This is a genomic window from Cobetia sp. MC34 (genome assembly GCF_018340035.1).
In the GTDB taxonomy this organism is placed as follows: domain Bacteria; phylum Pseudomonadota; class Gammaproteobacteria; order Pseudomonadales; family Halomonadaceae; genus Cobetia; species Cobetia amphilecti.
This window is the reverse complement of sequence record NZ_JADPPY010000036.1, coordinates 1-25,055: the sequence shown is the minus strand read 5'-3', so window position 1 is coordinate 25,055 and position 25,055 is coordinate 1. Positions and strand designations below refer to the sequence as shown.

The following is a 25,055-nucleotide window of genomic DNA, read 5'->3' as shown; positions in this document are numbered from 1 at the left end:
TCGGCATCCCGGTACCTGCATCTCAGAACCTGCACCGGGCGAACCAGCCGCGACACGACAAGGAGAGAACCGCATGCGGGCCGAACTGCTCGAACAGATCTACACCGTGGTGGCGCAGATCCCCGAAGGGCGCATCACCACCTACGGACGTATCGCCAAGATGACCGATGGCGCCAGCGCGCGCATGGTCGGCTCGGCGATGCGTCACCTGCCGGATGGCCATCAGTTGCCGTGGCATCGCGTGATCAACGCCTCGCTCAAGGTCACCGAGCACGGCGGGGCAGTGCGCCAGCGGGAAAAGCTGCGCAGCGAAGGCATCCTGTTCGATGCTGCCGGCCGCGTGCCGACGGAATGCCTGTGGCCCTGAGGTATGCAGCAGCACGGCAGCGCTCGAGCGGGAGCGTGTTCATCCGGCCACGCGCGGGCGCTACCCTTTCGCCTATCCTATCGCATACCCTATAGCGACCTCCGGTGACATCGCGGCTGGCGGAGCCAAGACGCCAGCGTGAACGCCGCATATTGAATAGTGAAGTGAGAATAGAGCCGTCATGACTCAGCCTGTATCCGGTTTCCGTGCGCGCCTTGATGCGCTGGCCCCCGTGCGCCGTACTGCCTTCATGGCGGCGCTGACCGAGCGACTCCTGCCCAATGCCGGTTTCTACGCCGAAGCCAATGGCACGGCCAGCGCGCTGGACACCACGCGTGAGCTGCGCAAGCTGCTGGACCTCGTCTGGGAGCAGCTGCGCGTGCGCGATGCCAAGATCGATTTCTCGCTGCAGGCCGAGAAGGTCACCGCCTTCGAGCCCGCCGAGGACGATGACAGCTTCGGCGCGCGCCGCGCCCTGGAAGCCGTGATGGCGCTGACCGCCTGCATCGATGTGCTGATCAGCGAAGAGCCGGAAGCCGCGCTCAAGATCAGCCGTCTGTCCGCCGATGGCGTGCGCGCGCTGATCGACCTGCAGGCTGGTGAGGGCATCGAGCAGGAAGCGCTGGAAGCCATGATTCGCGAACATCCGTTGATGATCGATGAGCGTGATTTCCAGGACGCCGTGCTGGAGAGCGTCGAAGCCCCGCAGCTGTCCCGCGATGACTGGCGCGCGCTCAAGCAGTTGGGCCGCAATGAAGATGTCAGCAATCTCGGGCTATCCTTGCAGGACTGAGCGGCCCGATTCGGGCCATCCTGGTGCCAGTGATGACTGGCCAGCCGTTGTTGGAGAGACAGATGAGCGACACCCGTCAGCAGGATTCTTCTCCGATGAACGCAGCGCTGAATGGCGTGATTCAGACGCGTCTGGACGCCATGCATGAGCGTCTCGCGCAGCCGACGCTGAGCGCGGCGGATGTGCATGCGCTGCGCGTCGACTGCAAGCAGCTGCGCGGCTGGTGGCAACTGCGGCGCGAGTCACTGGGCAAGTCGGCGGTGAGTGAGCATCAGGCGCGTCCGCGCGCCGTCGCCAAGGCATTGGCCGGGCCGCGCGAGGCGCACATGCTGCGCAAGACCCATGGTCGCGCCTACGCCTGGGTGGATGAGCGCAGTCAGCGCCTGCTGGATGCGCTGCGTCCGGGGCTGACCAGTGCCTCGCTGAGCGAGCCCGAAGGCGAGCTGGATCACGCGCCGCTCGAGACGCTGCTGGGCGAAGAGCGGGCGGCCTGGCAGGCGGCACCGCTGACGGTGGAGGAGCTCAACACCGGGCTGGAGTTCAGTCGTCATCGCATCAGCAAGCTTGCGGCGCAGGTGGCCAGCAAGCGTGAGATCGAGGCGTCTCACCGGCTGCGCAAGTGGGTCAAGTACCGCATGTTCCAGCTGGCACTGGCGCACGAGGCGCTGGGTGAGGCAGCCGCGCGGGAGCTCGAGTCACCGAGTCACGGACGGCGCCGAGAGCCGGAACTGCTCGACAAGGCGGCCGCGCGGCTGGGCAATCAGCATGACCTGGCGGAGCTGGCGCTGTGGGTCGGGGAGCGCGTGATGCTGCCTGCTGCCGAGAAGCATCTGGTCGCGGACATCATGACGCTTGCCGACCAGCGACTCGCGCAGGCGCTCAAGCCGCTGAAGAAGCTGGGCTACGTCTGAGCGCTGTTCTCGCCTGAACCGAAGTTGCTTCTCTGAAGACACGAACGCCGCCATCCCCTGAGGAGATGGCGGCGTTCGCGTTTCTGCCTGAACTACCCTGCGGCTGCGCTTACAGGCGCATCTCGATACCGCGCGCGGCCATGTGCGCCTTGGCCTGGGGGATCGTGTACTCGGCGAAGTGGAAGATGCTGGCGGCCAGCACCGCATCCGCACCGCCTTCGAGCACGCCATCCACCAGGTGGTCGAGGGTGCCGACACCGCCGGAGGCGATCACCGGCACGCTGACGGCGTCGGAGATGGCGCGTGTGACGCCGAGATCGAAACCGGCCTTGGTGCCATCGCGGTCCATGCTGGTCAGCAGCAGTTCACCGGCGCCCAGCTCGACCATCTTCTTCGCCCACTCGACGGCGTCGAGTCCGGTCGGCTTGCGGCCACCGTGGGTGAAGATCTCCCAGCGCGGTGTCTCGCCGTCCTGGCTGACGCGCTTGGCGTCGATGGCGACCACGATGCACTGGCTGCCGAAGCGTTCCGCGGCTTCACGCACGAAGTCCGGGTTGAACACGGCCGCGGTGTTGATCGAGACCTTGTCCGCGCCGGCATTCAGCATGGTGCGAATGTCTTCACAGGTGCGGATGCCGCCCCCCACCGTCAGCGGGATGAACACCTCACCGGCGATGCGCGAGACCATGTCGACCGTGGTGCCACGGTTGTCGACGCTGGCGGTGATGTCGAGGAAGGTGATCTCGTCGGCGCCTTGCTCGTTGTAGCGCTTGGCGACCTCGACCGGGTCACCGGCATCGCGGATACCGACGAAGTTGACGCCCTTCACGACACGACCGGCGTCGACGTCCAGACACGGAATGATGCGTTTGGCGAGTGCCATGATCGCTCCCCTCAGGCCTTGCGGCCGGTGATGGAGTCGGACAGCGCCTGCGCTTCGGCGATATCCAGGCTGCCTTCATAGATGGCGCGGCCGGTGATGGCGCCGAGGATGCCCTGATCGGCCACTTCGGCCAGGCCACGGATGTCATCCAGGTTGGTCACGCCGCCGGACGCGATCACCGGGATACCGCCTTCGCGGGCCAGTGCCACGGTGGCTTCGATGTTGACGCCCTGCATCATGCCGTCGCGGGCGATGTCGGTGTAGACGATGGAGGACACGCCGTCGTTGGCGAAGCGCTTGGCCAGCTCGGTGGCCTTGATGGTGGAGACTTCGGCCCAGCCATCGGTGGCCACGAAGCCGTCACGCGCGTCGAGACCGACGATGATGCGGCCCGGGAAGGCGCGGCACATCTCGGCGACGAAGGCCGGTTCCTTCACGGCCTTGGTGCCGATGATGACCTGGCCGACACCGGCTTCAAGGTAGTGCTCGATGGTCGCGGCATCACGGATGCCACCACCGATCTGGATCGGCAGCTCCGGGTAGGCGCGGGCGATGCGTGTCACGGCGTCGCCATTGACCGGCTTGCCTTCGAAGGCACCGTTGAGATCGACCAGATGCAGACGACGGCCACCGGCCTCGACCCAGCGCGCGGCCATGGCCAGCGGGTCATCGCCGTAGTTGGTGGAGTCTTCCATGCGGCCTTGCTTCAGGCGCACGCACTGACCGTCCTTGAGATCGATCGCGGGGATTACCAGCATGTCGGGTGTCCTCTCGGCGTGTCTTGGCACGCCTGTATTGTCGTCGGTATATCGAAGGCGGATGTATCGGCGTCCGTCACGCGAGACAGACGCCGAGGGTCACGCGGGCCAGCCCTCAGGGCTGCCAGCGGACGAAGTTCTCGAGCAGCTTGAGGCCGGCGGCCGCGCTCTTCTCCGGGTGGAACTGCACCGCGAACAGGCTGCCCTCACCGATGGCGACGTGCGCCTCGGCACCGGCGTAGTGCGTGGCGCCGTAGACCTTGGAGCGCTCGCTGGCCGACACATAGAAGCTGTGCACGAAGTAGAAGCGCGAGTTGTCCTCGATGCCTTCCCACAGCGCGTGGCCCTGGGTGTGCGCGACATGGTTCCAGCCCATGTGCGGCACCTTGAGGCGCTGGCCGTGCTCGTCCAGCTGCTGGTCATCGAAGCGTTTCACGTCGCCCTTGAAGTAGGCGAGGCAATCGATGCCACCGTTCTCTTCGCTGCGCTCCATCAGCATCTGCTGACCGACACACACGCCCAGCAGCGGCTTGCTGTGGTTGCTCAGCAGCTCGCCGACCAGACCGCGCAGCTCGGCGCGTTCAAGCTCGCCCATGCAGTCACGGATGGCGCCCTGGCCGGGCAGCACCACGCGGGTGGCACCGCGGATGGCGCGCGGGTCGCTGGTGATCACGACATTCTCGTCGGCCACGTGCTCAAGCGCCTTGGCGACGGAGTGCAGGTTGCCCATGCCATAGTCGATGACGGCAATCGTCATGTCTTTCTCCCGAAGGCCGGAGGCAGGCTCCGGCGCTGGATGTCAGGCGTCTGGCGCCCGGATCATTCGTTTACAGCGAGCCCTTGGTGGAGGCGATACGGCCTCCCATGCGCTCGTCCTCTTCCACCGCCATGCGCACGGCACGACCGAAGGCCTTGAAGATGGTCTCGGCCTGGTGGTGGGCATTGAAGCCCTTGAGGTTATCGATATGCAGGGTGGCGCCAGCGTGATTGACGAAGCCCTGGAAGAATTCCCAGAACAGCTGGGTATCGAAGCGACCGATGTTGCCGCGGGTGAACTCGCACTGCATGAACAGGCCCGGACGACCGGAGAAGTCGATCACCACGCGAGACAGGGCTTCATCCAGCGGCACGTAGGCATGGCCGTAGCGGCGGATGCCGGCCTTGTTGCCCAGCGCCTGTGCGAAGGCCTGACCCAGGGTGATGCCGATGTCCTCGACGGTGTGGTGGTCATCGATATGCAGGTCGCCATCGCAGTCGACCTCGATGTCGATCACGCCGTGACGGGCGATCTGGTCCATCATGTGTTCGAGGAAGGGCACGCCAGTGTTGGCGCTCAGCTTGCCTTCACCGTCCAGATTGATGCGGACCCGGATCTTGGTTTCCGAGGTGTTGCGATGAACTTCGGCGATACGCTCTACCATGATGTCTCTCCAGCGGTCGGTGACGCCATCAGCGGCTTCGAGGCCGATGGGGTCTGGGCGCAGTCTGGGGCCTTTGGTAAGAGAGGCGTGTGTCCAGTCCGGCCGGGAAGTGCGCATCATGTGGTTATTGTCATGTGATGTCGCAATCGAAATCGTGATCAGGGCATTGACGACGGCAGAGAGCCGTCGGCGGGGCGCTTGATCGGCGGCAGGCGCGTCGTCTTTGTGCCTGCCCGACCCGTCATTATAGAGAAAGGACAATGGCATCCGCTACAATGGCGGGCATTCATATCGCGGGCGAGGATCTCACCATGCCGGTCACTCTTCAGATGATCGATCACGCACGCTGGCAAACCGATGAGCAAGTCCGTATCGATCTGTCGCGTATCTATCACGAAGCCCCCAGTGAGCGTCTCCCGCTCGCCCCGGATGACTTCATTCAGGCCAATCTCGCCGCGGGACACCGCTTCTGCAGCGCCTTCTTCAACGATCGTCATATCGGCGCGCTACTCTGCGAGGATGAAGGCGATGCCTGGAAGATCAGCCATTGCTGCGTGCGCAAGAGCACGCGTCGACGCGGTGTCGGTACGCGTCTGATGGCGCTGCTGTCGCTGGAAGCGGCCAGTGCCCAGCGTCTTCTGGTCGTGCCGAGTCAGGGATTGACCCTGGCCGACGAGCTGCTGGTATCACGTCTGGGCTATGTGCGAGACCCCGCCCGCGACGGCTTCGTGCTGGCGCAGGAGTGAACCCGGTCGTTGCCGGATGCGGAACTGACGTCAACGCGACCTGTCCACCGGCTGTGTCATCATCATTTCTGTCTTGAGGCTGTCTCGCTGTGCGGGAGGATGGCGCGCAGCGCTCGAGCTAGATGATGAGCGGGAGAAAGGGCATCGCCTGATGCCACGAGTTCCCAGCGCCATTCCATGTGCTGCCCTCTGGAGTGAGGGCATCGTAGCAATTCTCATCGTGTCAAAGGGAGGACGCAGATGAAAGCACTGTTCAGAGCCTTGCTGGCCATCGTCGGAGTACTGGCGTTGGTGGTCGTGGCAGGGGTGATCTATGTCACCACCTTCCTCGATCCGAATGATCTCAAGCCGCGACTGGTCAAGGCGGTCAAGGACCAGGCGGGGCTGGAACTGGCCCTGAACGGCCCGCTGGACTGGTCCTTCTATCCGCGTCTCGGCGTCAGCGTCGAGGACGCCGAAGCCTGGCTGCCGGAGCAGGAGCGTGATCAGTCACCGTTTGCCTCCTTTACCCGCGCGGAAGTCGGCGTGTCCTTCACGCCACTGCTGAGCGGTGAAGTCGAAGTCGAAGGCGTCTTCCTCGACGGCCTCAAGCTGGCGCTCGAGCGTGATGCACAGGGGCGTGGCAACTGGGAAAGCCTGCTCGAGCATGCGGCGACGGCCGCCGACAGCGGCGCGGCGGATGAAGCGCTGCCGCCGGCCAAGAGCGCCGGTGTGGCGCTGGCGGATGACACGACGCCGTCGGTGCAGAATGGCGCCGGCAGCATGGCGGTCAATCTCGATATCGCCTCGGTGCAGGTCACCAATGGTCAGATCGCCTATCAGGACGCGGCCAGCGGGCTCGACATGACGCTCAACGACGTGGCGTTGACGTCCTCCAACGTCAGCCCCGACAAGGCCTTCCCGGTCGAGCTGTCGTTCGTGGCCGATGGGCGTGAGCCGGAGCTTCAGAGTACCGTCAGCCTCGATGGCAAGGTGGCGCTGGACCTGCAGGGCGGTCGTCATGTGCTGACCGGCGTGAGCCTGGACACCACCACGCGCATGCCGTCGCTGGGTGACAAGGACCAGAGCGTGGCGCTGGACATCGACACCCTGACGCTGGACACCGACAAGCAGCTGTATCTGGCCGATGGCGCCGAGCTTGACGCGACGCTCCATCAGGCCGCGCTGGGTGACAAGGCCCTGCCGCTGAAAGCCACCTTCGGTGCCGAAGCGGACCTGGCGGCGGGCACGGCGAATCTCGAGAATCTGCTGCTGACCTCCGGCAGTGACCTGCGCCTCAGCGGGGCGCTCAAGGCCAAGGACATCACCGGCGATGCGCTCAGCTATAGCGGCCAGTTCAAGCTGGCACCGCTGTCGCCCAAGGCGTGGATGACGCGTGTCGGCATGGAGGCGCCGCAGACCGCCAAGAGCAGCGCGCTGACCTCACTGGCCTTCTCCAGCCCGTTCAAGGGCGACATGTCGCAGGTGCAGCTGACCAACCTGGTGATGGCGCTGGATGACACCACCATCAACGGGCGCCTCGGCTCGTCCTTCGATGCCTCGCAGATCACCTTCGATCTGGATGTCGACGCGCTCAATCTCGATGACTACCTGGCACCGGCGGGCGCAGACGAGAAGACGGCAAGCCTGGGGGAAGCGCTCACGGCGGGCGTGATCGCGCCGGTCTATGCGGCCGATGGCGACGCGGAGCTGCTGCCGGTGGCATTGCTCAAGACGCTGGGCCTTCAGGGGCAGCTGGATATCGGCACGCTGATCGCCTCGGGTCTCGAGATGAGCAAGGTGACCGCCAAGCTGTCCGGTCAGCCGGGTGTGCAGCAGCTAGATAGCCTGACGGCCAGCCTCTATGGCGGCTCGCTGGCGGCCAATGCGCGCATCGACAGCCGCAAGACACCGCTGAGCATGAGCTTCGGCGAGAAGCTGACCAATCTGGATATCGCGCCGTTCCTCAAGGCGCTGGCGCCGGAGCAGAAGGACATCCTGCGCGGTCGCCTGACGCTCAATGGTGACTACACCACCAGCACCAATCAGATCGACAGCATCAAGCGCAATCTGAACGGCAAGGGCAACTTCGAGATTCGCAATGGCGAGGTGCTCGACGTCAATATCTCCAGGGAGATGTGTACTGCCGTGGCGACGCTGAGTGGCAAGACCTCCTCGCGCGAGTGGAAGGCCAATACGCCGCTGGAGCGCGCGCAGGGCAGCTTCACGGTCACCAATGGCGTGATCAGCAATCAGGATCTCGCCCTGGCGATCCCGGGCATCGCGCTGGACGGCAAGGGCCAGCTCAACCTGCCGACCGAGGCCTTCGACTACAACGTGGCGGCGCGCTTCATCGAGGGTGCGGATGACGCGGCCTGTGAGGTCAATCCGCGTCTGATCAAGCTGCGCTTCCCGGTGCAGTGTCAGGGCAACCTGAGCGGTGAGCCGGGCGAGTGGTGTGGCTTCGATCAGAAAGGCTTCCAGAGTGCCGCAGCGGAACTGGCCAAGGATGAAGCCAAGCGCAAGGCGGGCGAGAAGGTCAGCGAGAAGCTGGATGAAAAACTCGACGAAGATACCCGCAAGAAGATCGACGACAAGCTGGGCGAAGGCGCCAGCGACAAGCTGAAGGGCGCGATTCAGGGGCTGTTCAACTGATCACGCGCTCTCTTCGCAGCAAGACCGGCACGCCAGCTCCTCGGGGCTGGCGTGCTGCCGTTTGAGCCCAGGCCATGGCGTCGACCATGGCGCGAGCAGAGGAAGTTTTGATGGCGCGACCTGACACTGCTGCCACGCCAGACGTGACAGCTCCCGAGAGCCACGCCACACCCGGCTTTGAAGACATCGCCCTGAGCCCCGAGGCGTTTCAGGCGCGCGTGTTCGACTGGTTCGATGAGCATGGCCGCAAGCATCTGCCCTGGCAGGAGAACACCACGCCGTATCGCGTCTGGGTCTCGGAGATCATGCTCCAGCAGACCCAGGTCGCGACGGTGCTGCCGTACTACGCCCGCTTCATGGAGCGCTTCCCGGATGTCGCGGCGCTGGCGGCGGCGGACATCGATGACGTGCTGCACCTGTGGACGGGCCTTGGTTACTACGCTCGGGCGCGCAATCTGCACAAGGCCGCTCAGCAGGTCGTGAATGAGCACGACGGCGCCTTCCCGGTCGAGAGTGTCGAGGCACTGTCGGCCTTGCCGGGCATCGGGCGTTCGACCGCCGGGGCGATCATCAGCATCAGCACCGGACAGCGGGCGCCGATTCTCGATGGCAACGTCAAGCGCGTGCTGGCACGCCTGCATGCCGTGGAGGGCTGGCCGGGACGTCCGGCGGTGGAGCGCAAGCTGTGGACGCTGGCGGAGCGCTACACACCGCAGGTGCGGCTGGCGGACTGGACCCAGGCGATGATGGATCTCGGAGCCACCCTGTGCACGCGCGGCAGCAAGCCGGATTGCGCGCGTTGCCCCTTCGAGGAAGTCTGCGTGGCGCATGCGCGTGGCGAAGAGAAGCGCTTCCCCGAGAGCAAACCCAAGAAGACCATTCCGACGCGTCAGACGCTGATGTTGCTGGTCAGCGATGCGGCGGGGAAGATCCTGCTGGAACGCCGTCCGCCGACGGGCATCTGGGGCGGCCTGTGGGCGCCGCCACTGGTCGAGGACCGCGAGGCCGCGCGGGAATGGGTCGCCCGCGAAGCCCGCGGCGCCCATCTGGAGGCGCCACTGGCAAGTTTCGAGCATGTCTTCAGCCACTTCCGGCTGACCATCACGCCGCAGCCGATACAGCTGGGCGAGGCAGGGCTTGCGCCAGCTCAAGCGGCCGGGAGCGTCAACGAGTCAGCCGCCGACCGCCGCTTCGTCGACCCTGCCGCGCCGGACGCCGTGGGCCTGCCGGCGCCGGTCAAGGCGCTGCTGGCGCGCTGCACGGATGATCTGTTCGGCCTGTGAGGCCTTGCTGGCGTCGGCATCGGCCGCACGTCTGGGGCAAAGCGGCTCAAGCGTGCGAGAATGAGGCAACAGTAAGGGCGTCTGGCGAAGGCTCGACGCTCATCCGCACTGACATCCAGTTCTCTTACGGAGTTACCCATGCGCACCGTACATTGCCGCAAGTATGACCAGGACCTGCCGGGTCTCGATTTTCCGCCGCTGCCGGGCGAGAAGGGCCAGGACATCTGGTCCAACGTCTCGAAGCAGGCATGGGAAGAGTGGCAGGCGCTGCAGACGCGTCTGATCAACGAGAAGCACCTCAACATGATGGATGCCGACAGCCGTCGCTATCTGATGGAGCAGATGGATCGCTTCTTCAACAATCAGGAGACGGACCAGGCCGAAGGTTTCGTGCCGACGGATGCCGCCGCCAAGGGTGAATCGCAGGGCGGACAGGGCTACGAAGTCTGAGTGGACGGCGAGGACGGCGGAAGGCGAATTACGACGCCAAATTCTTGATAAGCAAGGGTTGACGTCGGGAAAGGTTTTCTATTTAATACGTCCTCGTTGGCAAGGGCCAGATAGCTCAGTTGGTAGAGCAGGGGATTGAAAATCCCCGTGTCGGCGGTTCGATTCCGTCTCTGGCCACCAAGTGTTGGGGTATAGCCAAGTGGTAAGGCACCGGTTTTTGGTATCGGCATTCCCAGGTTCGAGTCCTGGTACCCCAGCCAGCTGACATGCAGTAACGTAGTAAGAAGACTCATATCATGAGTTCTTTGTGCCGGCTTAGCTCAGTTGGTAGAGCAACTGACTTGTAATCAGTAGGTCGAGGGTTCGACTCCTTTAGCCGGCACCATCTTCAGGCTTCTGTAGATGAGCGAAGAACACATGATATAGAGGTCGCCTTGGCGGCTTTTTTTGTGTCTTCAGGTTGGCCAGATAGCTCAGTTGGTAGAGCAGGGGATTGAAAATCCCCGTGTCGGCGGTTCGATTCCGTCTCTGGCCACCAAATTGGGGTATAGCCAAGTGGTAAGGCACCGGTTTTTGGTATCGGCATTCCCAGGTTCGAGTCCTGGTACCCCAGCCAATTCTGGCTAGCTGATGAAGTCGCAGGATGAATTCGGCAGCCAACAGAAAAGCCACCCTTCGGGGTGGCTTTTTTGCGTCTGGAGTAAAGGTCTGGGGGGCGACGGGGCATGCCGTGGGCCGGCGCTCATCTCAGTGCGAGGTGTGCTCGTCCGGGTGCATCGCCAGCCAGATCAGGCGCTTGCGATAGATGGTGGAGGGCGCAATCTCCAGTATCGCCGCAGCGCGGGGGATACTGCCATCACAGGCGCTGATGACGCTCTCGATCGCCTCGCGTTCGACCATCCACAGCGGGCGCAACGTGGTCTCGCTGTCCTCCTGCGCGTTGTGGCTGAGAGGCGTGCGATACGCCGTGCTGGAGGGCAGGTCCAGCATGTCGGCCGTCAGCACCTCGCCATCATTGAGGATGATGGCGCGCCGCAGCGTGTTTTCCAGCTCTCGCACGTTGCCGGGCCAGTCATGGGCCAGCAGCTGACGCTCGGCGCATGCACTGAGTCGTGTGAAGCGCTTGCGTTCGTGGCCTGCCATGCGCCCCAACAGTCCGGTGGCGATCTCTAGGATATCCTGACCGCGCTCGCGCAGCGGCGGCACCTTGAGCGGGATGACGTGCAGACGATAGAAGAGGTCTTCCCGGAAGCGGTGGGTATCGACCAGTACCCGCGGGTTCTGATGCGTGGCGCACACGATACGGCAATTGACCTCTACCGTGCGCGTGGCGCCCACCGGCATTACCTGTCCTGTCTGCAGGAAGCGCAGCAGCTTGCTCTGCAAGGGTAGCGGTAGCTCCGCGATCTCATCGAGAAACAGGGTCCCCCCATCTGCCGCCACGGCGAGCCCCTGCTGGGCGCTCACGGCCCCCGTGAAAGCCCCGCGCACATGTCCGAACAATTGCGACTCCAGCAGTTCTGCCGGAATGGCGGCACAATTGACGGCGATGAACGGGCCGTCACGTACCGGGCTATGGCGGTGAATGGCAGTGGCACACAATTCCTTGCCGCTGCCGCTTTCGCCGGTGATGAAGATGGGAGCGTCCGAGTGGGCGACCTGGATGAGAGTGCGATAGAGCGTCTGCATGGCCGATGAGTCTCCGATAAACTCCCCAAAACCGCGAGGTCGCTTTACCGGTAGTTCCCTTACCCGCGAGGTAGTGGAGATATCGTCAGCCAGATTCAATGCAGTAGCCGATGATGCAGCCTGATGAGCTTTCAGTGCGGTCATGAGTGTTGTTCCCTTGCTGCTGGTCTTTCTGCATTGCCTGCGCTTCGTGCGAGCGGGCTGCGAAAGAATAATTGTCGGGCTGCTTCTGGTGACAGCCTCACCGGAGAGTCTGGATTCTCCAGCGTTGAGTGTTCGTCTTGGGAGTTTATCGAGTACCCATATAGAGGTTAATGACTTGTGCGAGATGATCATGGCGGCTTTTAGTGCGTTTTTTCCGCTCCCCCTGAGTGGCAGACTTCTCAGTCTCGACGCTCGCCTGGCTGACCAACTCTCTACTCACGCTGAAAGGGTGAGTTCTGGTATCTGACGGTCTGTCTTCCCGCGGATGACTGTCCCGAGCAGTGCATCACTGGGCGTCTTCCTCCTCATCTTCGTTGTTGTGGGTGATGGTGAAGTCAGTCGACGACGTCTGAGAGCTGCCATCCGCGGACTGATCCGCAGTGCCATCGATGGTGCCGGTGGAACCATCACTCAGCGTCTGTTCGATCTGTTGCCAGTTGCCGATCGAGGTGCTGCTGCCGGTATTGAGGGTATATTCCCCGATATTGGTATCGGACCCTTCCCCCAGGCTGCCGGCCTTCTTGCTCTCGTAGAGGATCAAGGCGGTTTCTGCGCTACGTGCCGGAAAGTCGTAGGGGAAGGGCCCCATCAGCGAGTTGGCGCTGACCGTCGTGGCCAGCAGGCATCCCGCGCTGACGACTCCCAGGCTGATACGTGTAAAGGCATTCATGTCTTGCTCCTTTCGCTCTGTGAAAGATGCAGTGTCTGATGCGTGAAGAATCTGGTGTTGGCAGATGCTGAAACACACGCGGGTTACCCCGCGTGTGTTGATCAGGCTGTCGCTGGATTATTGCGGACCGACATTGATGGAGACGTTGTTGCCCACTGAGGTCGCAGCATTGTTGATGACCGGGCCCTCGAAGCTGCCCACTGGCGGCAAGCCGAGCGTGATGTCGCTGACTGAGGCAGTGGAGGTCACATTGGCGAAGCTCATCTGGGTATTGTCGGCAATCAGGGCGGTATCAAGACCAGTTGTGTCCTGGGTGACCGACAGGTTGTTGCCCACGGAGGTCGCGGCGTTGTCCACGCTCAGATTGAGAATGTTCTCGACAGTGGCCACTGAGTCGATGTTCGCTTTCTGGTAATAACCCCCTGCCAAGAACTGCTCGTTGTGCAGGTTGACCATGGCATCGCTTTCCAGTGAGGCATTGTTGCCGACTGAGGTCGCCGCATTTTCCAGGCTTTCCAGGCGTGTGATATCAGCATTCACGACGGGGTCGGTGGTGGTGGTATTGATATAGCCAATGGCCCCTGCGCCTGCGCCTGCGATGGCACCGGCACTGGCATTTGCACCAGAGCCAAACCAGCCGCCATACGAGCTGGCCCCTGCACCTGCGGCTGCTCCTGCGGCTGCGCCCACGCCAATCCCGACTTCGGTGGTGGTCTCACCGGGGCCAGAGCCGTAACTGATGTCACTGACGACGGCTTCCGAGCTGACATCCCCGATCTGCTTCTGGAAGTTTTCCACCATCACCAGGCCGCCCGGATCGTCGATCGTCGGATCGATATGGGCTCCCACCTTGATATGCGTGTCAACGTGGCCATGCCATTTCCAATGGACATTGTCGAAGGCTTGCGCCTGACTTGCCATCATCACACCACTTACGAGACCGATGGCGACTGCGAGCTTATTATAGGTAGTCATTGTCATGTTCCTCATGAATGTTGACTTATTGTGCTGCGCTGGATGCTGCCGGTACTTCTGATGCGGGTGTTGCTTGCAACGGTGTTGCGACTGCTTCATTTGATTCATTGCCACTTGCTGCATTACTGCTGGTATTGGCTGCGGCCACTTGCTGCGTGTTGCTATCGTCATCTGCAACATGCTGTCCCGGGTGCAATGCACATTCCTGTCCCGCAGGTACAGGAAGTCCCAGGCCTTCAGTCAGAAGCTGATACGCGCCCATCTCCACGACTGATCTCACCCCCAGCTGCAGTGGTTCATTGCGCACTGCGCCGGAGTCAAACTCGACCAACTGATTGCCGAAGAAGCGGTAGATACCGGCTTCGACTTCGTAACCCACCACCTGCTTCTGCAGGCTGGTGACATAGACGGTGCGGAAGGTGCGGATATCGACCATGCGCAGGTCCAGGCCGACGTTGATGACTGCAGTGCGCAGTCCGGCCCCGATTCCGCTGACGAACAGTCGAGCTCCACCACTTGAAATGTTGTAATTGAGCTCTGTCAGTGCACCAAGAACCACGAAATGCGAAGGGAGAACTGCCAGTTTGCGCGGCGAGTAGGCCATAGCCTTATTCTCGAAAAGCTGCTGCTCTGCCAGCGGGACTCGTACATCGAGACGCTCGGTAAGATGCACCTTGCGAGTCTTGTAGAGAGCACTTATCAGCATCTCGGATACGCCCTGGGTTACGGCAGCGCTCTCTGTCACGGTGGAATAACTGCGTTGGCCGGTCTTGTCCGTCACCTGACCCACTGCAATCACAGGCAGGTTGGTGGCACCCTGAATTCGACTGAGTGATACGAGGCATTCGCTATATGGCGTATTGTTGGAGGTGACTGGTGGCCCTACGACCGGTTCGACATTGTCGAATTTCGGTTCGACAGCGGCGCAGCCCCCCAGCACTGTGGCCATGCAAGCGGCCATGCATATCCGTGGCTTAAACATGCTGGAAGTTCCCCTGGTGTGACGCATGATCCTGCGCCGTTATTTTTCTCTGATATGTCTCTATCAGTTGTTCTGCCGTGTTTTCTAAGGGGCACGAAACGTGCCAAACAATTTCACAATATTTCACAGACACTTACGCATTAATGCGCAATGTTGCGTGCGATGCGTTTTGCAAATTGCGAAGCGAAGTGAGGGGAAATAGCACGGGCGTGGTGCCAGTGATGAGTCGCTGATTAAGCCGCTTGTCTCACGGAAGATGAGAATTCGTGGCAGCAGGATGAGTCGGGACTGGCGAGAGGGGATGACTGAAGGAATTTGTCATCCGCGAGGCACAGGCAGCCTCATGTTTTCTTGAGAAGGGTGATGGCGGGTGTGGTGTGAGATTGGATGGTCTTTTAACGATCTTGTGGATCAGATCTCTATGCTTATTTCATGAATCTCGGGGTTGAAGTCTGTTGTATGGCCCATAGGTGGGACAGTGCGGGCAAGCCGCATGCTAGAACGCCAGATTCCACTTTCCTCAATGCAAGACATTGATGCCTTAAGGAGAGCATGATGACAGCTTCACGCCATATGACCTCGTACAACGCCACTTCTGCTCTTTCGTCCAAGCAACGCCAACATGAGCAGACCGATGGTGGCAACGTCAGCGCCGCTGCAGAAGCCTCCAATCAGCAGCTGGACGCCCGTCAGACCAATGCCGACCGTGATCAGGCGCCGGAAGCCTATCTCGACAAGTCGGGCAGCGATCGAGGCTCCGATCACTCGAGAGACGCCTATCCGACGCGCCTGAGCCAGCCGCCGGAGCATCTGTGGCAGAAGCGCCGTGAGCCCGTCGTGCACTCGCGTGCCGATGAGGGGCCGCTGGGCGCCGAGCAGCTCAAGCGTTTCAAGAGTGACGGCTTCCTGTTCGAGCCGGAATTCCTGGCGCCGGAGGAAGTCGAGGCGCTGAAGACCGAGCTGGCAGCGCTGCTCGACAACGAAGAGTGGCAGGGGCGTGACTTCACCATCACCGAGCCCAAGAGCCGCGAGATTCGCTCCATCTTCGCCGTGCACTTCCTGTCCGAGCGCTTCCGCCAGCTGGCAGAAGACCCGCGCCTGGTCGATCGCGCACGCCAGATCCTGGGGGGCGATGTCTATCTCCACCAGTCGCGCATCAACTACAAGCCGGGCTTCGAGGGCAAGGGCTTCAACTGGCACTCGGACTTCGAGACCTGGCACGCCGAGGATGGCATGCCGGAGATGCGCGCGGTCAGCGCCTCGATCATCCTGACCGACAATCACCACTTCAATGGTCCGCTGATGCTGATCCCCGGCTCGCATGAAGTCTTCGTGCACTGCCTGGGCAAGACGCCGGATGACAACCACAAGTCATCCCTGCAGACCCAGAAGGTCGGTGTGCCCTCGCGCGAAGCACTGAGCGAGCTGATCGCCGAGCGTGGTATCGAAGCACCGACCGGCGCCGCCGGTGGTCTGTTGATGTTCGACTGCAATACGCTGCATGGCTCCAACGCCAACATGTCGCCGGACCCGCGCAGCAACGCCTTCTTCGTCTACAACCGCGTCGACAACGCGATGCAGGCACCCTTTGCCGCCGCACGTCCGCGCCCGGAATTTCTCGCACACCGTCTCGATGGTGGCTGGGATGAACTTGAAGACTGAGCTTGAAAACTGGAGTTGAAGACCGAGCTTGAAGACTGAAGTGGAAGACCGAGCTTGAAGACTGAAGTGGAAGACCAAGCTTGAAAGCTGAGCTTTGAAGACCGAAGTGGACTGAACTGCACAACGCCGGGTTGCGCTCAGGCGGCGAAATCTCGGACGTTGGTGTGGTAGTGGCAGGCTGTCGGGGCGACGTATCATTGCGATATCTCTCATTGATCGTCTTTCATTGATCCTCCATCACGCCCCGACAGGAGTTCTGCATGCCGCTTGCTCAGCGTTTCACCCCGCGTTTCAGCGATGGTCGCGTCTTCGCTCATGACCTCGGCAAGGTGGTCTGTGTCGGCCGCAATTACGCAGCCCACGCCGCGGAGCTCGGCAATGAAGTGCCCAGCGAGCCGCTGCTGTTCATCAAGCCCGCCACCAGCGTGACGCCGATGGACAAGCCATTGGCGATCTCGCGGCGTCGTGGCCAGTACCATTACGAGGCCGAGCTGGCGCTGCTGATCGGCAAGCCGCTGTGTGAAGCCAGCGAAGCAGAGGCGCTGGAAGCACTGGCCGGCATGGGCCTGGCACTGGACCTGACCCTGCGTGAGCGCCAGAGCAAGCTCAAGGCCAAGGGCCAGCCGTGGGAGCTGGCCAAGGCCTTCGATGGCAGCTGTCCGTTGTCTTCCTTCGTGGCGCTGGAAGGGCCGCGTTGGCGCGATGCCGACGGCGAGCTGCACAGCGTGGATTTCCAGGCGCTGCACTATCGCTTCGCCATCGACGGCGAGCAGCGCCAGCAAGCGGATACCAGCCTGATGCTGTTCCCCGTTGCGCGTCTGCTCAGTGAGATCAGCCACAGCTTCACCCTGCTGCCCGGCGATGTGGTGCTGACCGGCACGCCGGAAGGTGTCGGCGAGCTGAATCCGGATCAGGCGCTGGCACTGGCGCTGGACGCCCCGGATGGCAGTGGCGAGCTGTTGCGCATCGAGACACGCACGCGCGGCGTGGCATGACGTCTGGGGCTGAGCCAGCCCTGAGCGAGTAGGCAGTAGCCCTGAGTGAGTTGAAAGCAGCCCTGAGCGAGTAGACAGCAGCCCTGAGCGAGTTCTGAAAAAGAAAAGCCCCTGCCGGGTCACCGGCAGGGGCTTTTGCTGTCTGGGCCTTAGCTTTTGAATCTGTTCCTGGCGAGCTCGGTTCATTGAGCCAGGGAACGAGCCTCGCACAAGTCTTAGCTCTCCAGGTAGGTATAGCCGTCGAGACCGGCCTTCAGGTCTTCGAGCAGGTCTGCCTGTTCCAGCGCATTCAGGTTGGATGACTTGAGCTGACGCGCGAGACGTGCGGCCAGCTGCTCCGGGTCGAAGTTCACGTAGCGCAGCACCTGCGCCACGCTATCACCCTGAATCGCATGGGAAAGCTGCCACTGGCCATCGTCGTCGAGGCTGGCATCCACGGAATCGGTATCGCCGAACAGGTTGTGCAGGTCGCCGAGGATTTCCTGATAGGCGCCGACCATGAAGAAGCCGAGCAGCTTCTCCTCATCGGCATGCCATTCCGGCAGCGGCAGGGTGGCGTCCAGGCCCTGGTCATCCACATAAGTGTCGATGCGGCCATCGCTGTCGCAGGTGATGTCCTGAATCACGCCACGTCGTGTCGGCGCGCGATCGAGACCGGTCAGCGGCAAAATCGGGAAGATCTGCTCGATGCCCCAGATGTCCGGCAGCGACTGGAACAGCGAGAAGTTGACGAACAGCTTGTCGGCCAGCTTCTCGTTGAGCTCATCGAGCACCGCGCGATGCGAACGCTGACGCGCATCGAGACGCCCGGCCAGGCTGCGACACACGTTGGTGTAGATGGCCTCGGCCTCGGCGCGGATGGCGATGCTCGCCAGCCCCATCACGAAGCGCTCCTGCACCTGATGCTGGGCATGCACCACGGCGTGGTAGATCTCCACCAGCTCACGCGGCTCAAGCTGTCCTTCCAGTCGTGCGGCCTGCGCCCACAGCGCGGCGATCTGGGCATCGTCCTCGCGGCGTGCGGGCAGCGGCAGGTTCACGCGCTCCTCGCCGATCACGTCCGTCACCAGCACCGCATGATGGGCGGTCAGGGCGCGGCCGGATTCGGAGATGATGTGCGGATGCGGCAGGTCATGGGCATCACAGACGGCGTGGAAGGCACCGACCACATAGTCGGCATATTCGCGCATCGAGTAGTTGAGCGAGCAGGCGCTTTCCGAGCGAGTGCCTTCGTAGTCCACGCCCAGGCCGCCACCGACATCGACGATTTCCACGCCGGCGCCAGCTTCGTGCAGGCCCTGATAGAAGCGCGCGCACTCGGCCAGACCGCGCTGGATATCGCTGATGTCCGCGACCTGGGAGCCAAGATGGAAGTGGACCAGCTTGAGGCAGTCCAGCGCATCCACCTCGCGCAGACGCTCGACCAGCGCGACGATCTGGCTGGCGGTCAGGCCGAACTTGGACTTCTCGCCGCCGGTGTTCTGCCAGTTGCCCTTGCCGATGGTGGCCAGACGCGCGCGCAGGCCGATGCGCGGACGCACGCCGAGGCGCCTGGCCTCTTCCAGCACCAGTTCCAGCTCGCTGGCCTTCTCGACCACCAGGTGCACGCGGTGGCCAAGCTTCTCGCCCATCAGCGCCAGACGCACGTATTCGCGGTCCTTGTAGCCATTGCAGACGATCACCGACGGGCCGCTGTCCGACAGCGCCAGCACGGCAAGCAGTTCCGGCTTGCTGCCGGCTTCCAGCCCGACACGCCCGCGTGAGCGCTCGCTGGTCGCCAGCAGTTCCTCGACCACGCGACGCTGCTGATTGACCTTGATCGGGTAGACGGCGGTGTAGCTGGCGCCATAGCCGCGCGAGCTGATGGCGGCATCGAAGGCGGCACACAGCTGCTCGACGCGGTCATGCAGGATATCGGCGAAGCGAACCAGCAGCGGCAGGCGCAGGCCCTGGGCGCGCGCCTTGTCGATCAGCGAGATCAGCGGCAGCGCAGGCGTGCCCGGCTCGCCATGCGGGCGCACCAGTGTCAGGCCATCCTGGCCCACGTCGAAATAGCCGCTGCCCCACTGGTCGATGTTGTAGGTGCGGCGTGCTTCGGCTGCAAAAGAGGTCATCGCGTTCTCCGGAGATGGACGGCGTGAAGGCAAGCCCGGCGGTGCTCAACAGGTGTGGGCAGCGTCGGAGAAGACAATGACGCCCGCAGGAATGCGGGCGCTCAGAGGGCGCATTATGCCTGCTGGGGGCCAGCAGGCAATTGCTTTGACGACTCGGTCAGTACGGAAGGTGCCGATCAGGCCGGTTGCGTGGCCTCGGGCAGCGGCAGAGCGCCTTCCTCGATGCGGCGACCCAGCAGCTGGCGGTACTGTGCCGGGTCCTTCGGCGTCAGGCTGTGGGCGGGCGGGTCCACGTAGACCACCAGCAGGCGTGACAGCCAATAGCGCAGCGCGGTCATGCGCAGCATGCTCGGCCACAGGCGGCGTTCGTCGGCGTTCATCGGGCGCTCGGCGAGATAGGCGCTGAGCAGGGCGTCATAACGCGCCTGGTCCAGCCGGCCATCGTCATTGGAGCACCAGTCATTGACCAGAATCGACAGATCGAAGATCAGGTCGCCGGTGCAGCCGTTGTAGAAGTCGATGATGCCACCGAGACGGTCGCCGTCGAACAGGGTGTTGTCGCGGAACAGGTCGCCATGCAGCGCGCCCTGCGGCAGCTCGACACCGCTGAAGACGTCTTCGCAGACATCAATCTCGTCGGCCATCAGCGCCTGGTCTTCCGGGCTCAGATACGCCAGCACCTTGTGGTGCATCGGCTTGATCCAGTGCAGGTCGCGGGTGTTGGGGCGCTGGCCGGTGAAGTGCTGCGAGACGGCATGCATGCGCCCCAGCGCCGCGCCGATCTCGCGGCACTGGGCCACGTTGGGCGAGACCGGCCAGTTGCCCGGCATACGCGGGAATAGCAGCGCCGGCTTGCCTGCCAGCACCTTGAGCGCCTGGCCGTCGCGGTCGTGCAGCGGGCCCGGCACCGGCAGCTTGTGGCTGGCGAGGAAGTCGAGCAGCTCGACGAAGAAGGGCAGTTCCGCATGCTCGCCTTGCTCGAACAGGGTCAGCACCATCTCGCGGCGATCGGTGGTGACGAAGAAGGTCGAGTTCTCGGTGCCGTGCGCGACATCCTCAAGCGATGTCAGCGTGCCTGCGTCGTACTCTGCCAGAAATTCTGCGACCTGAGCGTCGCTCAGGGGGGTAAAGACTGCCATGGGTGACTCTTCTCGCCGAAATGTGTCCGCCCCGCCAGTGGCGCGCCGCCGGAGCGAAGCGGCGGCAATGCGCTGACAGGAGTTGTTGTAGGTATGCAGGAAGGATGCCGCCACGCCCGGGGGCAAGAGATGTGCCGCGGGCGTGACGCCTGTCGCTGCTGGCTCAGCTGTCGCGTGAACCAGATGCCGAGCTTATCACTTTTTCAGTGCCCAGCCGGGTACCTTGAGCTGGCTGGCGCTGGTGACGCTGGACTTGATGAAGTTGCCGTTGCCGTCACTGTCGAGCAGGAAGAAGGGCGTGCCGCCCTTGGGGATGATCTCGATGGCATACAGATGGCCATTGACGCGGTATTCGCGCAGCTGGCGGTCATCCTGCTGACGGCTGGTGATCTGCGGCTTGGGGGCCTCGCTCTCGGCGACGGCCAGCGGCGCACTCAGGGCGGTGACGGCCAGCAGCAGCCCGGTGGCCAGCAGCGTGGGCAGGCGCAGCAGGGAATGCGGAGCAATGGAAGCAGTCGAGCGCATGACAATCCTCCTTTACACAAGCGCAGCCTGTATCAGGTCCCGCGTGCAAAAGTTCTGTGAGCAAGGGGCCTGCAGGCAGGGTGCCTGCGAGCAAGCACCCGGTGCGTACCCGTGCAGAAGACAAGCGAATCGGCGCTGGCCTGAAACCTTGCCTGATGGGCGCAGTTTACGTCCCTTGCCGGCAGTGTGCACGACTTCCCGCCATCAATGCCGGGCGCAGAAGACACACGCGCCGAGGGTGGCGACTGTGCCTCGCCGCAGCCCTTGCGTATCATGACAGCCATAGCTGCCGAGAGGTTTTCGGCCCCGACTCTGCTTGCCCCAAGCTCACCCTTCAGCCTACGGATGCGACTGCTCATGGCCGCCACGCCGATCGTTCTCGTCGATGGATCTTCCTATCTCTATCGTGCCTTTCATGCTCTGCCGCCGCTGACCACCTCCAAGGGCCTGCCCACCGGCGCGGTGAAGGGCGTGATCAACATGCTCAAGAGCCTGATCCGCCAGTACCCGGACAGCCCCATGGCGGTGGTCTTCGATGCCAAGGGCAAGACCTTCCGCGACGACATGTACCCGGAGTACAAGGCACAGCGTCCGCCGATGCCGGATGACCTGCGCCTGCAGGTCGAGCCGCTGCATGCCTGCGTGCGTGCCCTTGGCCTGCCCCTGCTGTGCGTGGAAGGCGTCGAGGCCGATGACGTCATCGGCACCCTGGCGCGCATGGCGACCGAAGCCGGGCGTGACGCCGTCATCTCCACCGGCGACAAGGACATGGCCCAGCTGGTGAACGAGCACATCACCCTGGTCAACACCATGAAGAACGAGACGCTGGACGTGGACGGCGTCACCGAGAAGTTCGGCATTCCGCCGAACCTGATCATCGACTTCCTCGCGCTGATGGGCGACAAGGTCGACAACATTCCCGGCGTGCCGGGCGTGGGCGAGAAGACCGCGCTGGGCCTGCTGCAGGGCATGGAAGGTGGCCTCGACACCATCTACGGCGATCTCGATCGCATCAAGACGCTCAGCTTCCGTGGCGCCAAGACCCTGGCCAAGAAGATGGAAGCGCATCGCGAAGATGCCTATCTCTCCTACCGTCTCGCCACCATCAAGCTGGACTGCGAGCTGGAATATGGCCTGGATGACCTCGCGATCGCCGCGCCGGACACCGCCGCGCTGGTCGAGCTCTACAAGGAGATGGAATTCCGCGCCTGGCTGAAGGAGCTGCTGGAAGGCGGCGACATGGCGGCCACGCCACATGCCGACGAGAAGGACAGTGGAGTCGCCGGCAGTGACCTGTTCGGTGACAGCATCGCGCCGGTCGCTGAAAAGGCCTCAGGCAAGGGCAAGACCGCCGCTGCGCCAACCCCTGATCTGGAAGCGGCGGAAGAGGGCGACGAGATGCCCGATGCGCTGCCGCCACGTGAGGAGCGCAACTACCGCGCCATCACCGAGCAGGCCGAGCTGGACGCGTGGCTCGAGCGCGTGCGCAACGCCACCTCGCTGTGCTTCGATCTCGAGACCACCAGCCTCAACTACATGGAAGCCGAGATCGTCGGTATCGGCATGGCGCTGGAAGTCGGCGAGGCCGTCTACATTCCCGTCGCCCACAGCTATCTGGATGCTCCCGCGCAGCTGGAGCGCCAGGCCGTGCTGGAAGCGCTGACGCCGATTCTCGCCGATACCGCCATCACCAAGATCGGCCAGAACCTCAAGTACGACATCGAGGTGCTGGCGCGCTATGACATCGCGGTGGCCGGCCCGCTGGCCGACACCATGCTGATGTCCTACGTGCTCAATTCCACCGCGACCCGTCACGACATGGACTCGCTGGCGCTCAAGTATCTGGGCGAGAGCACCATCAGCTTCACCGACATCGCCGGCAAGGGCGCCAAGCAGCTGACGTTTGATCAGATCGCGCTGGAAGAGGCGATGCCGTATGCCTGCGAGGATGTCGACATCACCCTGCGTCTCGCCGCGCTGCTGATGCCGCGCATCGAGAAGCTGGGACGTCTGGATGAAGTGCTGCGTCAGTTCGAGTATCCGCTGATTCCGGTGCTGGCGCGCATCGAGCGCAACGGCGTCGCGATCGACCCCGAGCGCCTGCACGTCCAGACCCGCGAGCTGACCGAGCAGATCCACGACATCGAGAAGCAGGCCTTTGAGCTTGCGGGCCGCGAGTTCAACCTCTCTTCGCCCAAGCAGCTGGGCGAGATCCTCTTCGAGGAGCAGAAGCTGCCGGTCAAGAAGAAGACGCCCAAGGGCGCGCCGTCCACCGCCGAAGCGGTGCTTGAGGAGCTGGCGCTGGACTACCCGCTGCCCAAGCTGATCATGCGCCATCGCGGCATGACCAAGCTCAAGAGCACCTACACCGACAAGCTGCCGCAGCTGGTCAACCCGACCACGCGTCGCCTGCACACCAGCTACCATCAGGCCGTCACCGCCACGGGGCGTCTGTCGTCGTCTGATCCGAACCTGCAGAACATCCCGGTGCGCAGTGACGAGGGCCGTCGTATTCGTCAGGCCTTCATCGCGCGCCCCGGCTATCGCATCGTCGCGGCGGATTACTCGCAGATCGAGCTGCGCATCATGGCGCACCTCTCCGGTGACAAGGGCTTGCTCTCGGCCTTCGCCGACAACCGCGACGTGCACGCCGCCACTGCCGCTGAAGTCTTCGGCACCGAGGAATCGCGTGTCAGCAGTGACCAGCGTCGCAGTGCCAAGGCCATCAACTTCGGGCTGATCTACGGCATGTCCGCCTGGGGTCTCTCGCGCCAGCTGGATATCGAACCCGGCCAGGCCAAGACCTACATCGAGCGCTACTTCGAGCGTTATCCGGGCGTCGCCACCTACATGGAAGACACGCGTCAGCTCGCCGCCGAGCAGGGCTACGTCGAGACCATCTTCGGCCGTCGTCTCTACCTGCCGGAAATCGGCTCACGCAATCACGCGCGTCGCAGCGCCGCCGAACGCACCGCCATCAACGCCCCGATGCAAGGCAGCGCCGCCGACATCATCAAGCGCGCCATGATCGACGTGGACGCTTGGCTGGCGGGCAGCGACGGTGCCGACAGATACGACGCCATGATGGTCATGCAGGTACACGATGAACTCGTCTTCGAAGTCGCCGAAGCCCAGGTCGAAGACTTCATGAAAGACGTCGCGCAGCGCATGCAGAACGCCGCCTCCCTCGACGTCCCGCTGCTCGTCGAAGTCGAGCAAGGCGACAACTGGGAAGAAGCGCATTAACGCGACGCACCATTAAAGCAATCATAAAAACCCCGCTCCGGCGGGGTTTTTATTTGATGTTTTTTGCTAACATGAGGATCTTTAGATTCTATGATATAAAAACAAGGGAAGCATTATGAATATTAAAGTAATTGTTTTGTCGGTAACGGCGGCGCTACTAAGTTCTTGTGCAACAGTAGGGCCTTCAAAAGATAATTTAGCTCAACAGCAATCAGTAATGGTTAAATCTCAGCCTCATGTAGTGAGTACGCCGACTGCACGTGAATGTCAGAAAAAATATAAAGTACTTGTCACCGATACACCGGTGGAGGACATGAGTGGCTATCTTTCCTGTATGGACCTTGCTGAACAGAAGTATGGAGTAAAAACTCCTCGATTTGAACCTATAGAGCCAAGCTCAGATGTTCTAGTAGATGTGCATCACTCTTGGCATCCTGGAGAAATGAAATTAAGAAATGGTCATATATTACGAGGAAGTCAGCTAAGGAACCGATGATCAATTCGGTTCTACGCGTTTGCAGCGCTCAGACTGGTGCTTCAACCGCAACAGCGGTCGCTTTCTGACCTGTATAGATGGCCTATTTCCTCTACTAGCCGGTTTATCCGGC

22 protein-coding genes and 5 tRNA genes are annotated in these 25,055 nt (G+C 62.6%); 16 read left to right on the top strand and 11 right to left on the bottom strand.

Features of this window, described 5'->3' with window-relative positions:
• Nucleotides 1–73: 73 nt before the first annotated feature.
• From IZU87_RS14825 to IZU87_RS14815, 3 genes are all read left to right on the top strand, one after another.
• Entirely contained in the window at nt 74–367 is a 294-nt protein-coding gene (locus tag IZU87_RS14825) for an MGMT family protein (RefSeq protein WP_213115038.1), read from the top strand.
• 181 nt (nt 368–548) lie between these two features.
• Entirely contained in the window at nt 549–1,160 is a 612-nt protein-coding gene (locus IZU87_RS14820; protein ID WP_043336733.1) for a YjaG family protein, read from the top strand.
• 62 nt (nt 1,161–1,222) lie between these two features.
• Nucleotides 1,223–2,071 carry a CHAD domain-containing protein gene (locus IZU87_RS14815; RefSeq protein ID WP_213115037.1) on the top strand — a complete coding sequence of 283 codons (849 nt, stop codon included), beginning with the start codon at nt 1,223–1,225 and terminating at the stop codon, nt 2,069–2,071.
• Nucleotides 2,072–2,180: 109 nt separating this feature from the next.
• On the opposite strand, the gene hisF is transcribed toward IZU87_RS14815, so the two are convergent.
• The 4 genes from hisF to hisB form a co-directional block, all read right to left on the bottom strand.
• Nucleotides 2,181–2,954: an imidazole glycerol phosphate synthase subunit HisF gene (gene hisF, locus IZU87_RS14810; protein ID WP_043336726.1), complete on the bottom strand. Its 774-nt coding sequence runs from the start codon at nt 2,952–2,954 to the stop codon at nt 2,181–2,183.
• Nucleotides 2,955–2,965: 11 nt separating this feature from the next.
• Complete coding sequence (gene hisA / locus IZU87_RS14805) at nt 2,966–3,712, bottom strand: 1-(5-phosphoribosyl)-5-[(5-phosphoribosylamino)methylideneamino]imidazole-4-carboxamide isomerase (RefSeq protein WP_043336722.1); 747 nt, start codon at nt 3,710–3,712, stop codon at nt 2,966–2,968.
• 115 nt (nt 3,713–3,827) lie between these two features.
• Nucleotides 3,828–4,469 (bottom strand): imidazole glycerol phosphate synthase subunit HisH, encoded by a 642-nt coding sequence (gene hisH / locus IZU87_RS14800; RefSeq protein WP_054555217.1) that lies wholly within the window; start codon nt 4,467–4,469, stop codon nt 3,828–3,830.
• Nucleotides 4,470–4,539: 70 nt separating this feature from the next.
• Nucleotides 4,540–5,133, bottom strand: coding sequence for an imidazoleglycerol-phosphate dehydratase HisB (gene hisB / locus IZU87_RS14795; protein ID WP_043336716.1), 594 nt, complete (start codon nt 5,131–5,133; stop codon nt 4,540–4,542).
• A 260-nt stretch (nt 5,134–5,393) separates the two neighbouring features.
• Here hisB and IZU87_RS14790 point away from each other — a divergent pair, with 260 nt between their 5' ends.
• From IZU87_RS14790 to IZU87_RS14750, 9 genes are all read left to right on the top strand, one after another.
• Entirely contained in the window at nt 5,394–5,879 is a 486-nt protein-coding gene (locus IZU87_RS14790; protein WP_225347481.1) for an acetyl-CoA sensor PanZ family protein, read from the top strand.
• A 240-nt stretch (nt 5,880–6,119) separates the two neighbouring features.
• A complete protein-coding gene (locus IZU87_RS14785; protein WP_131431162.1) occupies nt 6,120–8,513 on the top strand; it encodes an AsmA family protein in 2,394 nt (797 codons plus the stop codon).
• 110 nt (nt 8,514–8,623) lie between these two features.
• Nucleotides 8,624–9,796 (top strand): A/G-specific adenine glycosylase, encoded by a 1,173-nt coding sequence (mutY, locus tag IZU87_RS14780; protein ID WP_213115036.1) that lies wholly within the window; start codon nt 8,624–8,626, stop codon nt 9,794–9,796.
• Nucleotides 9,797–9,934: 138 nt separating this feature from the next.
• Complete coding sequence (locus IZU87_RS14775; protein WP_052384882.1) at nt 9,935–10,246, top strand: oxidative damage protection protein; 312 nt, start codon at nt 9,935–9,937, stop codon at nt 10,244–10,246.
• A gap of 104 nt (nt 10,247–10,350) precedes the next feature.
• Nucleotides 10,351–10,426 (top strand) — tRNA-Phe (locus tag IZU87_RS14770).
• A 5-nt stretch (nt 10,427–10,431) separates the two neighbouring features.
• Nucleotides 10,432–10,506: transfer RNA gene (locus IZU87_RS14765), tRNA-Gln, on the top strand.
• A gap of 49 nt (nt 10,507–10,555) precedes the next feature.
• Nucleotides 10,556–10,631: transfer RNA gene (locus tag IZU87_RS14760), tRNA-Thr, on the top strand.
• Between the two features lie 77 nt (nt 10,632–10,708).
• Nucleotides 10,709–10,784 (top strand) — tRNA-Phe (locus IZU87_RS14755).
• Nucleotides 10,785–10,787: 3 nt separating this feature from the next.
• Nucleotides 10,788–10,862, top strand: a tRNA-Gln gene (locus IZU87_RS14750).
• Nucleotides 10,863–10,993: 131 nt separating this feature from the next.
• Here the strand turns inward: IZU87_RS14750 and IZU87_RS14745 are convergent.
• From IZU87_RS14745 to IZU87_RS14730, 4 genes are all read right to left on the bottom strand, one after another.
• The gene (locus IZU87_RS14745) at nt 10,994–12,079 is read right to left on the bottom strand and encodes a sigma-54 interaction domain-containing protein (protein ID WP_283248920.1); all 1,086 of its coding nucleotides are present in this window, start codon (nt 12,077–12,079) and stop codon (nt 10,994–10,996) included.
• Nucleotides 12,080–12,425: 346 nt separating this feature from the next.
• Nucleotides 12,426–12,809, bottom strand: coding sequence for a hypothetical protein (locus IZU87_RS14740; protein ID WP_213115034.1), 384 nt, complete (start codon nt 12,807–12,809; stop codon nt 12,426–12,428).
• 117 nt (nt 12,810–12,926) lie between these two features.
• Nucleotides 12,927–13,790: a hypothetical protein gene (locus tag IZU87_RS14735; RefSeq protein WP_213115033.1), complete on the bottom strand. Its 864-nt coding sequence runs from the start codon at nt 13,788–13,790 to the stop codon at nt 12,927–12,929.
• 19 nt (nt 13,791–13,809) lie between these two features.
• Nucleotides 13,810–14,733, bottom strand: a complete 924-nt coding sequence (locus IZU87_RS14730) for a CsgG/HfaB family protein (RefSeq protein ID WP_249330629.1) — start codon at nt 14,731–14,733, stop codon at nt 13,810–13,812.
• Nucleotides 14,734–15,321: 588 nt separating this feature from the next.
• Here IZU87_RS14730 and thpD point away from each other — a divergent pair.
• Entirely contained in the window at nt 15,322–16,428 is a 1,107-nt protein-coding gene (gene thpD / locus IZU87_RS14725) for an ectoine hydroxylase (protein ID WP_349305188.1), read from the top strand.
• 260 nt (nt 16,429–16,688) lie between these two features.
• Nucleotides 16,689–17,423, top strand: coding sequence for a fumarylacetoacetate hydrolase family protein (locus IZU87_RS14720; RefSeq protein ID WP_213115031.1), 735 nt, complete (start codon nt 16,689–16,691; stop codon nt 17,421–17,423).
• A 215-nt stretch (nt 17,424–17,638) separates the two neighbouring features.
• Here IZU87_RS14720 and speA read toward each other — a convergent pair whose 3' ends face one another.
• The 3 genes from speA to IZU87_RS14705 all read right to left on the bottom strand — a co-directional run bounded on the left by speA (nt 17,639) and on the right by IZU87_RS14705 (nt 21,201).
• Nucleotides 17,639–19,537 carry a biosynthetic arginine decarboxylase gene (speA, locus tag IZU87_RS14715; RefSeq protein ID WP_213115030.1) on the bottom strand — a complete coding sequence of 633 codons (1,899 nt, stop codon included), beginning with the start codon at nt 19,535–19,537 and terminating at the stop codon, nt 17,639–17,641.
• Nucleotides 19,538–19,713: 176 nt separating this feature from the next.
• On the bottom strand, nt 19,714–20,676 hold the full coding sequence (locus IZU87_RS14710) for a homoserine kinase (RefSeq protein ID WP_213115029.1): 963 nt from the start codon (nt 20,674–20,676) through the stop codon (nt 19,714–19,716).
• 195 nt (nt 20,677–20,871) lie between these two features.
• The gene (locus IZU87_RS14705; protein WP_213115028.1) at nt 20,872–21,201 is read right to left on the bottom strand and encodes a DUF2782 domain-containing protein; all 330 of its coding nucleotides are present in this window, start codon (nt 21,199–21,201) and stop codon (nt 20,872–20,874) included.
• A 357-nt stretch (nt 21,202–21,558) separates the two neighbouring features.
• Between IZU87_RS14705 and polA the strand changes: the two genes are divergently transcribed.
• Nucleotides 21,559–24,447: a DNA polymerase I gene (gene polA, locus IZU87_RS14700; protein WP_192838693.1), complete on the top strand. Its 2,889-nt coding sequence runs from the start codon at nt 21,559–21,561 to the stop codon at nt 24,445–24,447.
• Between the two features lie 115 nt (nt 24,448–24,562).
• Complete coding sequence (locus tag IZU87_RS14695) at nt 24,563–24,943, top strand: hypothetical protein (RefSeq protein WP_213115027.1); 381 nt, start codon at nt 24,563–24,565, stop codon at nt 24,941–24,943.
• Nucleotides 24,944–25,055: the final 112 nt, after the last annotated feature.

Excerpts from the sequence above, each read along its gene's own strand:
- IZU87_RS14825 (WP_213115038.1), top strand. The coding sequence starts at position 74 with ATGCGGGCCGAACTGCTCGAACAGATCTACACCGTGGTGGCGCAGATC.
- IZU87_RS14820 (WP_043336733.1), top strand. The coding sequence starts at position 549 with ATGACTCAGCCTGTATCCGGTTTCCGTGCGCGCCTTGATGCGCTGGCC.
- IZU87_RS14815 (WP_213115037.1), top strand. The coding sequence starts at position 1,223 with ATGAGCGACACCCGTCAGCAGGATTCTTCTCCGATGAACGCAGCGCTG.
- hisF (WP_043336726.1), bottom strand. The coding sequence starts at position 2,954 with ATGGCACTCGCCAAACGCATCATTCCGTGTCTGGACGTCGACGCCGGT.
- hisA (WP_043336722.1), bottom strand. The coding sequence starts at position 3,712 with ATGCTGGTAATCCCCGCGATCGATCTCAAGGACGGTCAGTGCGTGCGC.
- hisH (WP_054555217.1), bottom strand. The coding sequence starts at position 4,469 with ATGACGATTGCCGTCATCGACTATGGCATGGGCAACCTGCACTCCGTC.
- hisB (WP_043336716.1), bottom strand. The coding sequence starts at position 5,133 with ATGGTAGAGCGTATCGCCGAAGTTCATCGCAACACCTCGGAAACCAAG.
- IZU87_RS14790 (WP_225347481.1), top strand. The coding sequence starts at position 5,394 with ATGGCATCCGCTACAATGGCGGGCATTCATATCGCGGGCGAGGATCTC.
- IZU87_RS14785 (WP_131431162.1), top strand. The coding sequence starts at position 6,120 with ATGAAAGCACTGTTCAGAGCCTTGCTGGCCATCGTCGGAGTACTGGCG.
- mutY (WP_213115036.1), top strand. The coding sequence starts at position 8,624 with ATGGCGCGACCTGACACTGCTGCCACGCCAGACGTGACAGCTCCCGAG.
- IZU87_RS14775 (WP_052384882.1), top strand. The coding sequence starts at position 9,935 with ATGCGCACCGTACATTGCCGCAAGTATGACCAGGACCTGCCGGGTCTC.
- IZU87_RS14745 (WP_283248920.1), bottom strand. The coding sequence starts at position 12,079 with ATGACCGCACTGAAAGCTCATCAGGCTGCATCATCGGCTACTGCATTG.
- IZU87_RS14740 (WP_213115034.1), bottom strand. The coding sequence starts at position 12,809 with ATGAATGCCTTTACACGTATCAGCCTGGGAGTCGTCAGCGCGGGATGC.
- IZU87_RS14735 (WP_213115033.1), bottom strand. The coding sequence starts at position 13,790 with ATGACAATGACTACCTATAATAAGCTCGCAGTCGCCATCGGTCTCGTA.
- IZU87_RS14730 (WP_249330629.1), bottom strand. The coding sequence starts at position 14,733 with ATGGCCACAGTGCTGGGGGGCTGCGCCGCTGTCGAACCGAAATTCGAC.
- thpD (WP_349305188.1), top strand. The coding sequence starts at position 15,322 with ATGACAGCTTCACGCCATATGACCTCGTACAACGCCACTTCTGCTCTT.
- IZU87_RS14720 (WP_213115031.1), top strand. The coding sequence starts at position 16,689 with ATGCCGCTTGCTCAGCGTTTCACCCCGCGTTTCAGCGATGGTCGCGTC.
- speA (WP_213115030.1), bottom strand. The coding sequence starts at position 19,537 with ATGACCTCTTTTGCAGCCGAAGCACGCCGCACCTACAACATCGACCAG.
- IZU87_RS14710 (WP_213115029.1), bottom strand. The coding sequence starts at position 20,676 with ATGGCAGTCTTTACCCCCCTGAGCGACGCTCAGGTCGCAGAATTTCTG.
- IZU87_RS14705 (WP_213115028.1), bottom strand. The coding sequence starts at position 21,201 with ATGCGCTCGACTGCTTCCATTGCTCCGCATTCCCTGCTGCGCCTGCCC.
- polA (WP_192838693.1), top strand. The coding sequence starts at position 21,559 with ATGGCCGCCACGCCGATCGTTCTCGTCGATGGATCTTCCTATCTCTAT.
- IZU87_RS14695 (WP_213115027.1), top strand. The coding sequence starts at position 24,563 with ATGAATATTAAAGTAATTGTTTTGTCGGTAACGGCGGCGCTACTAAGT.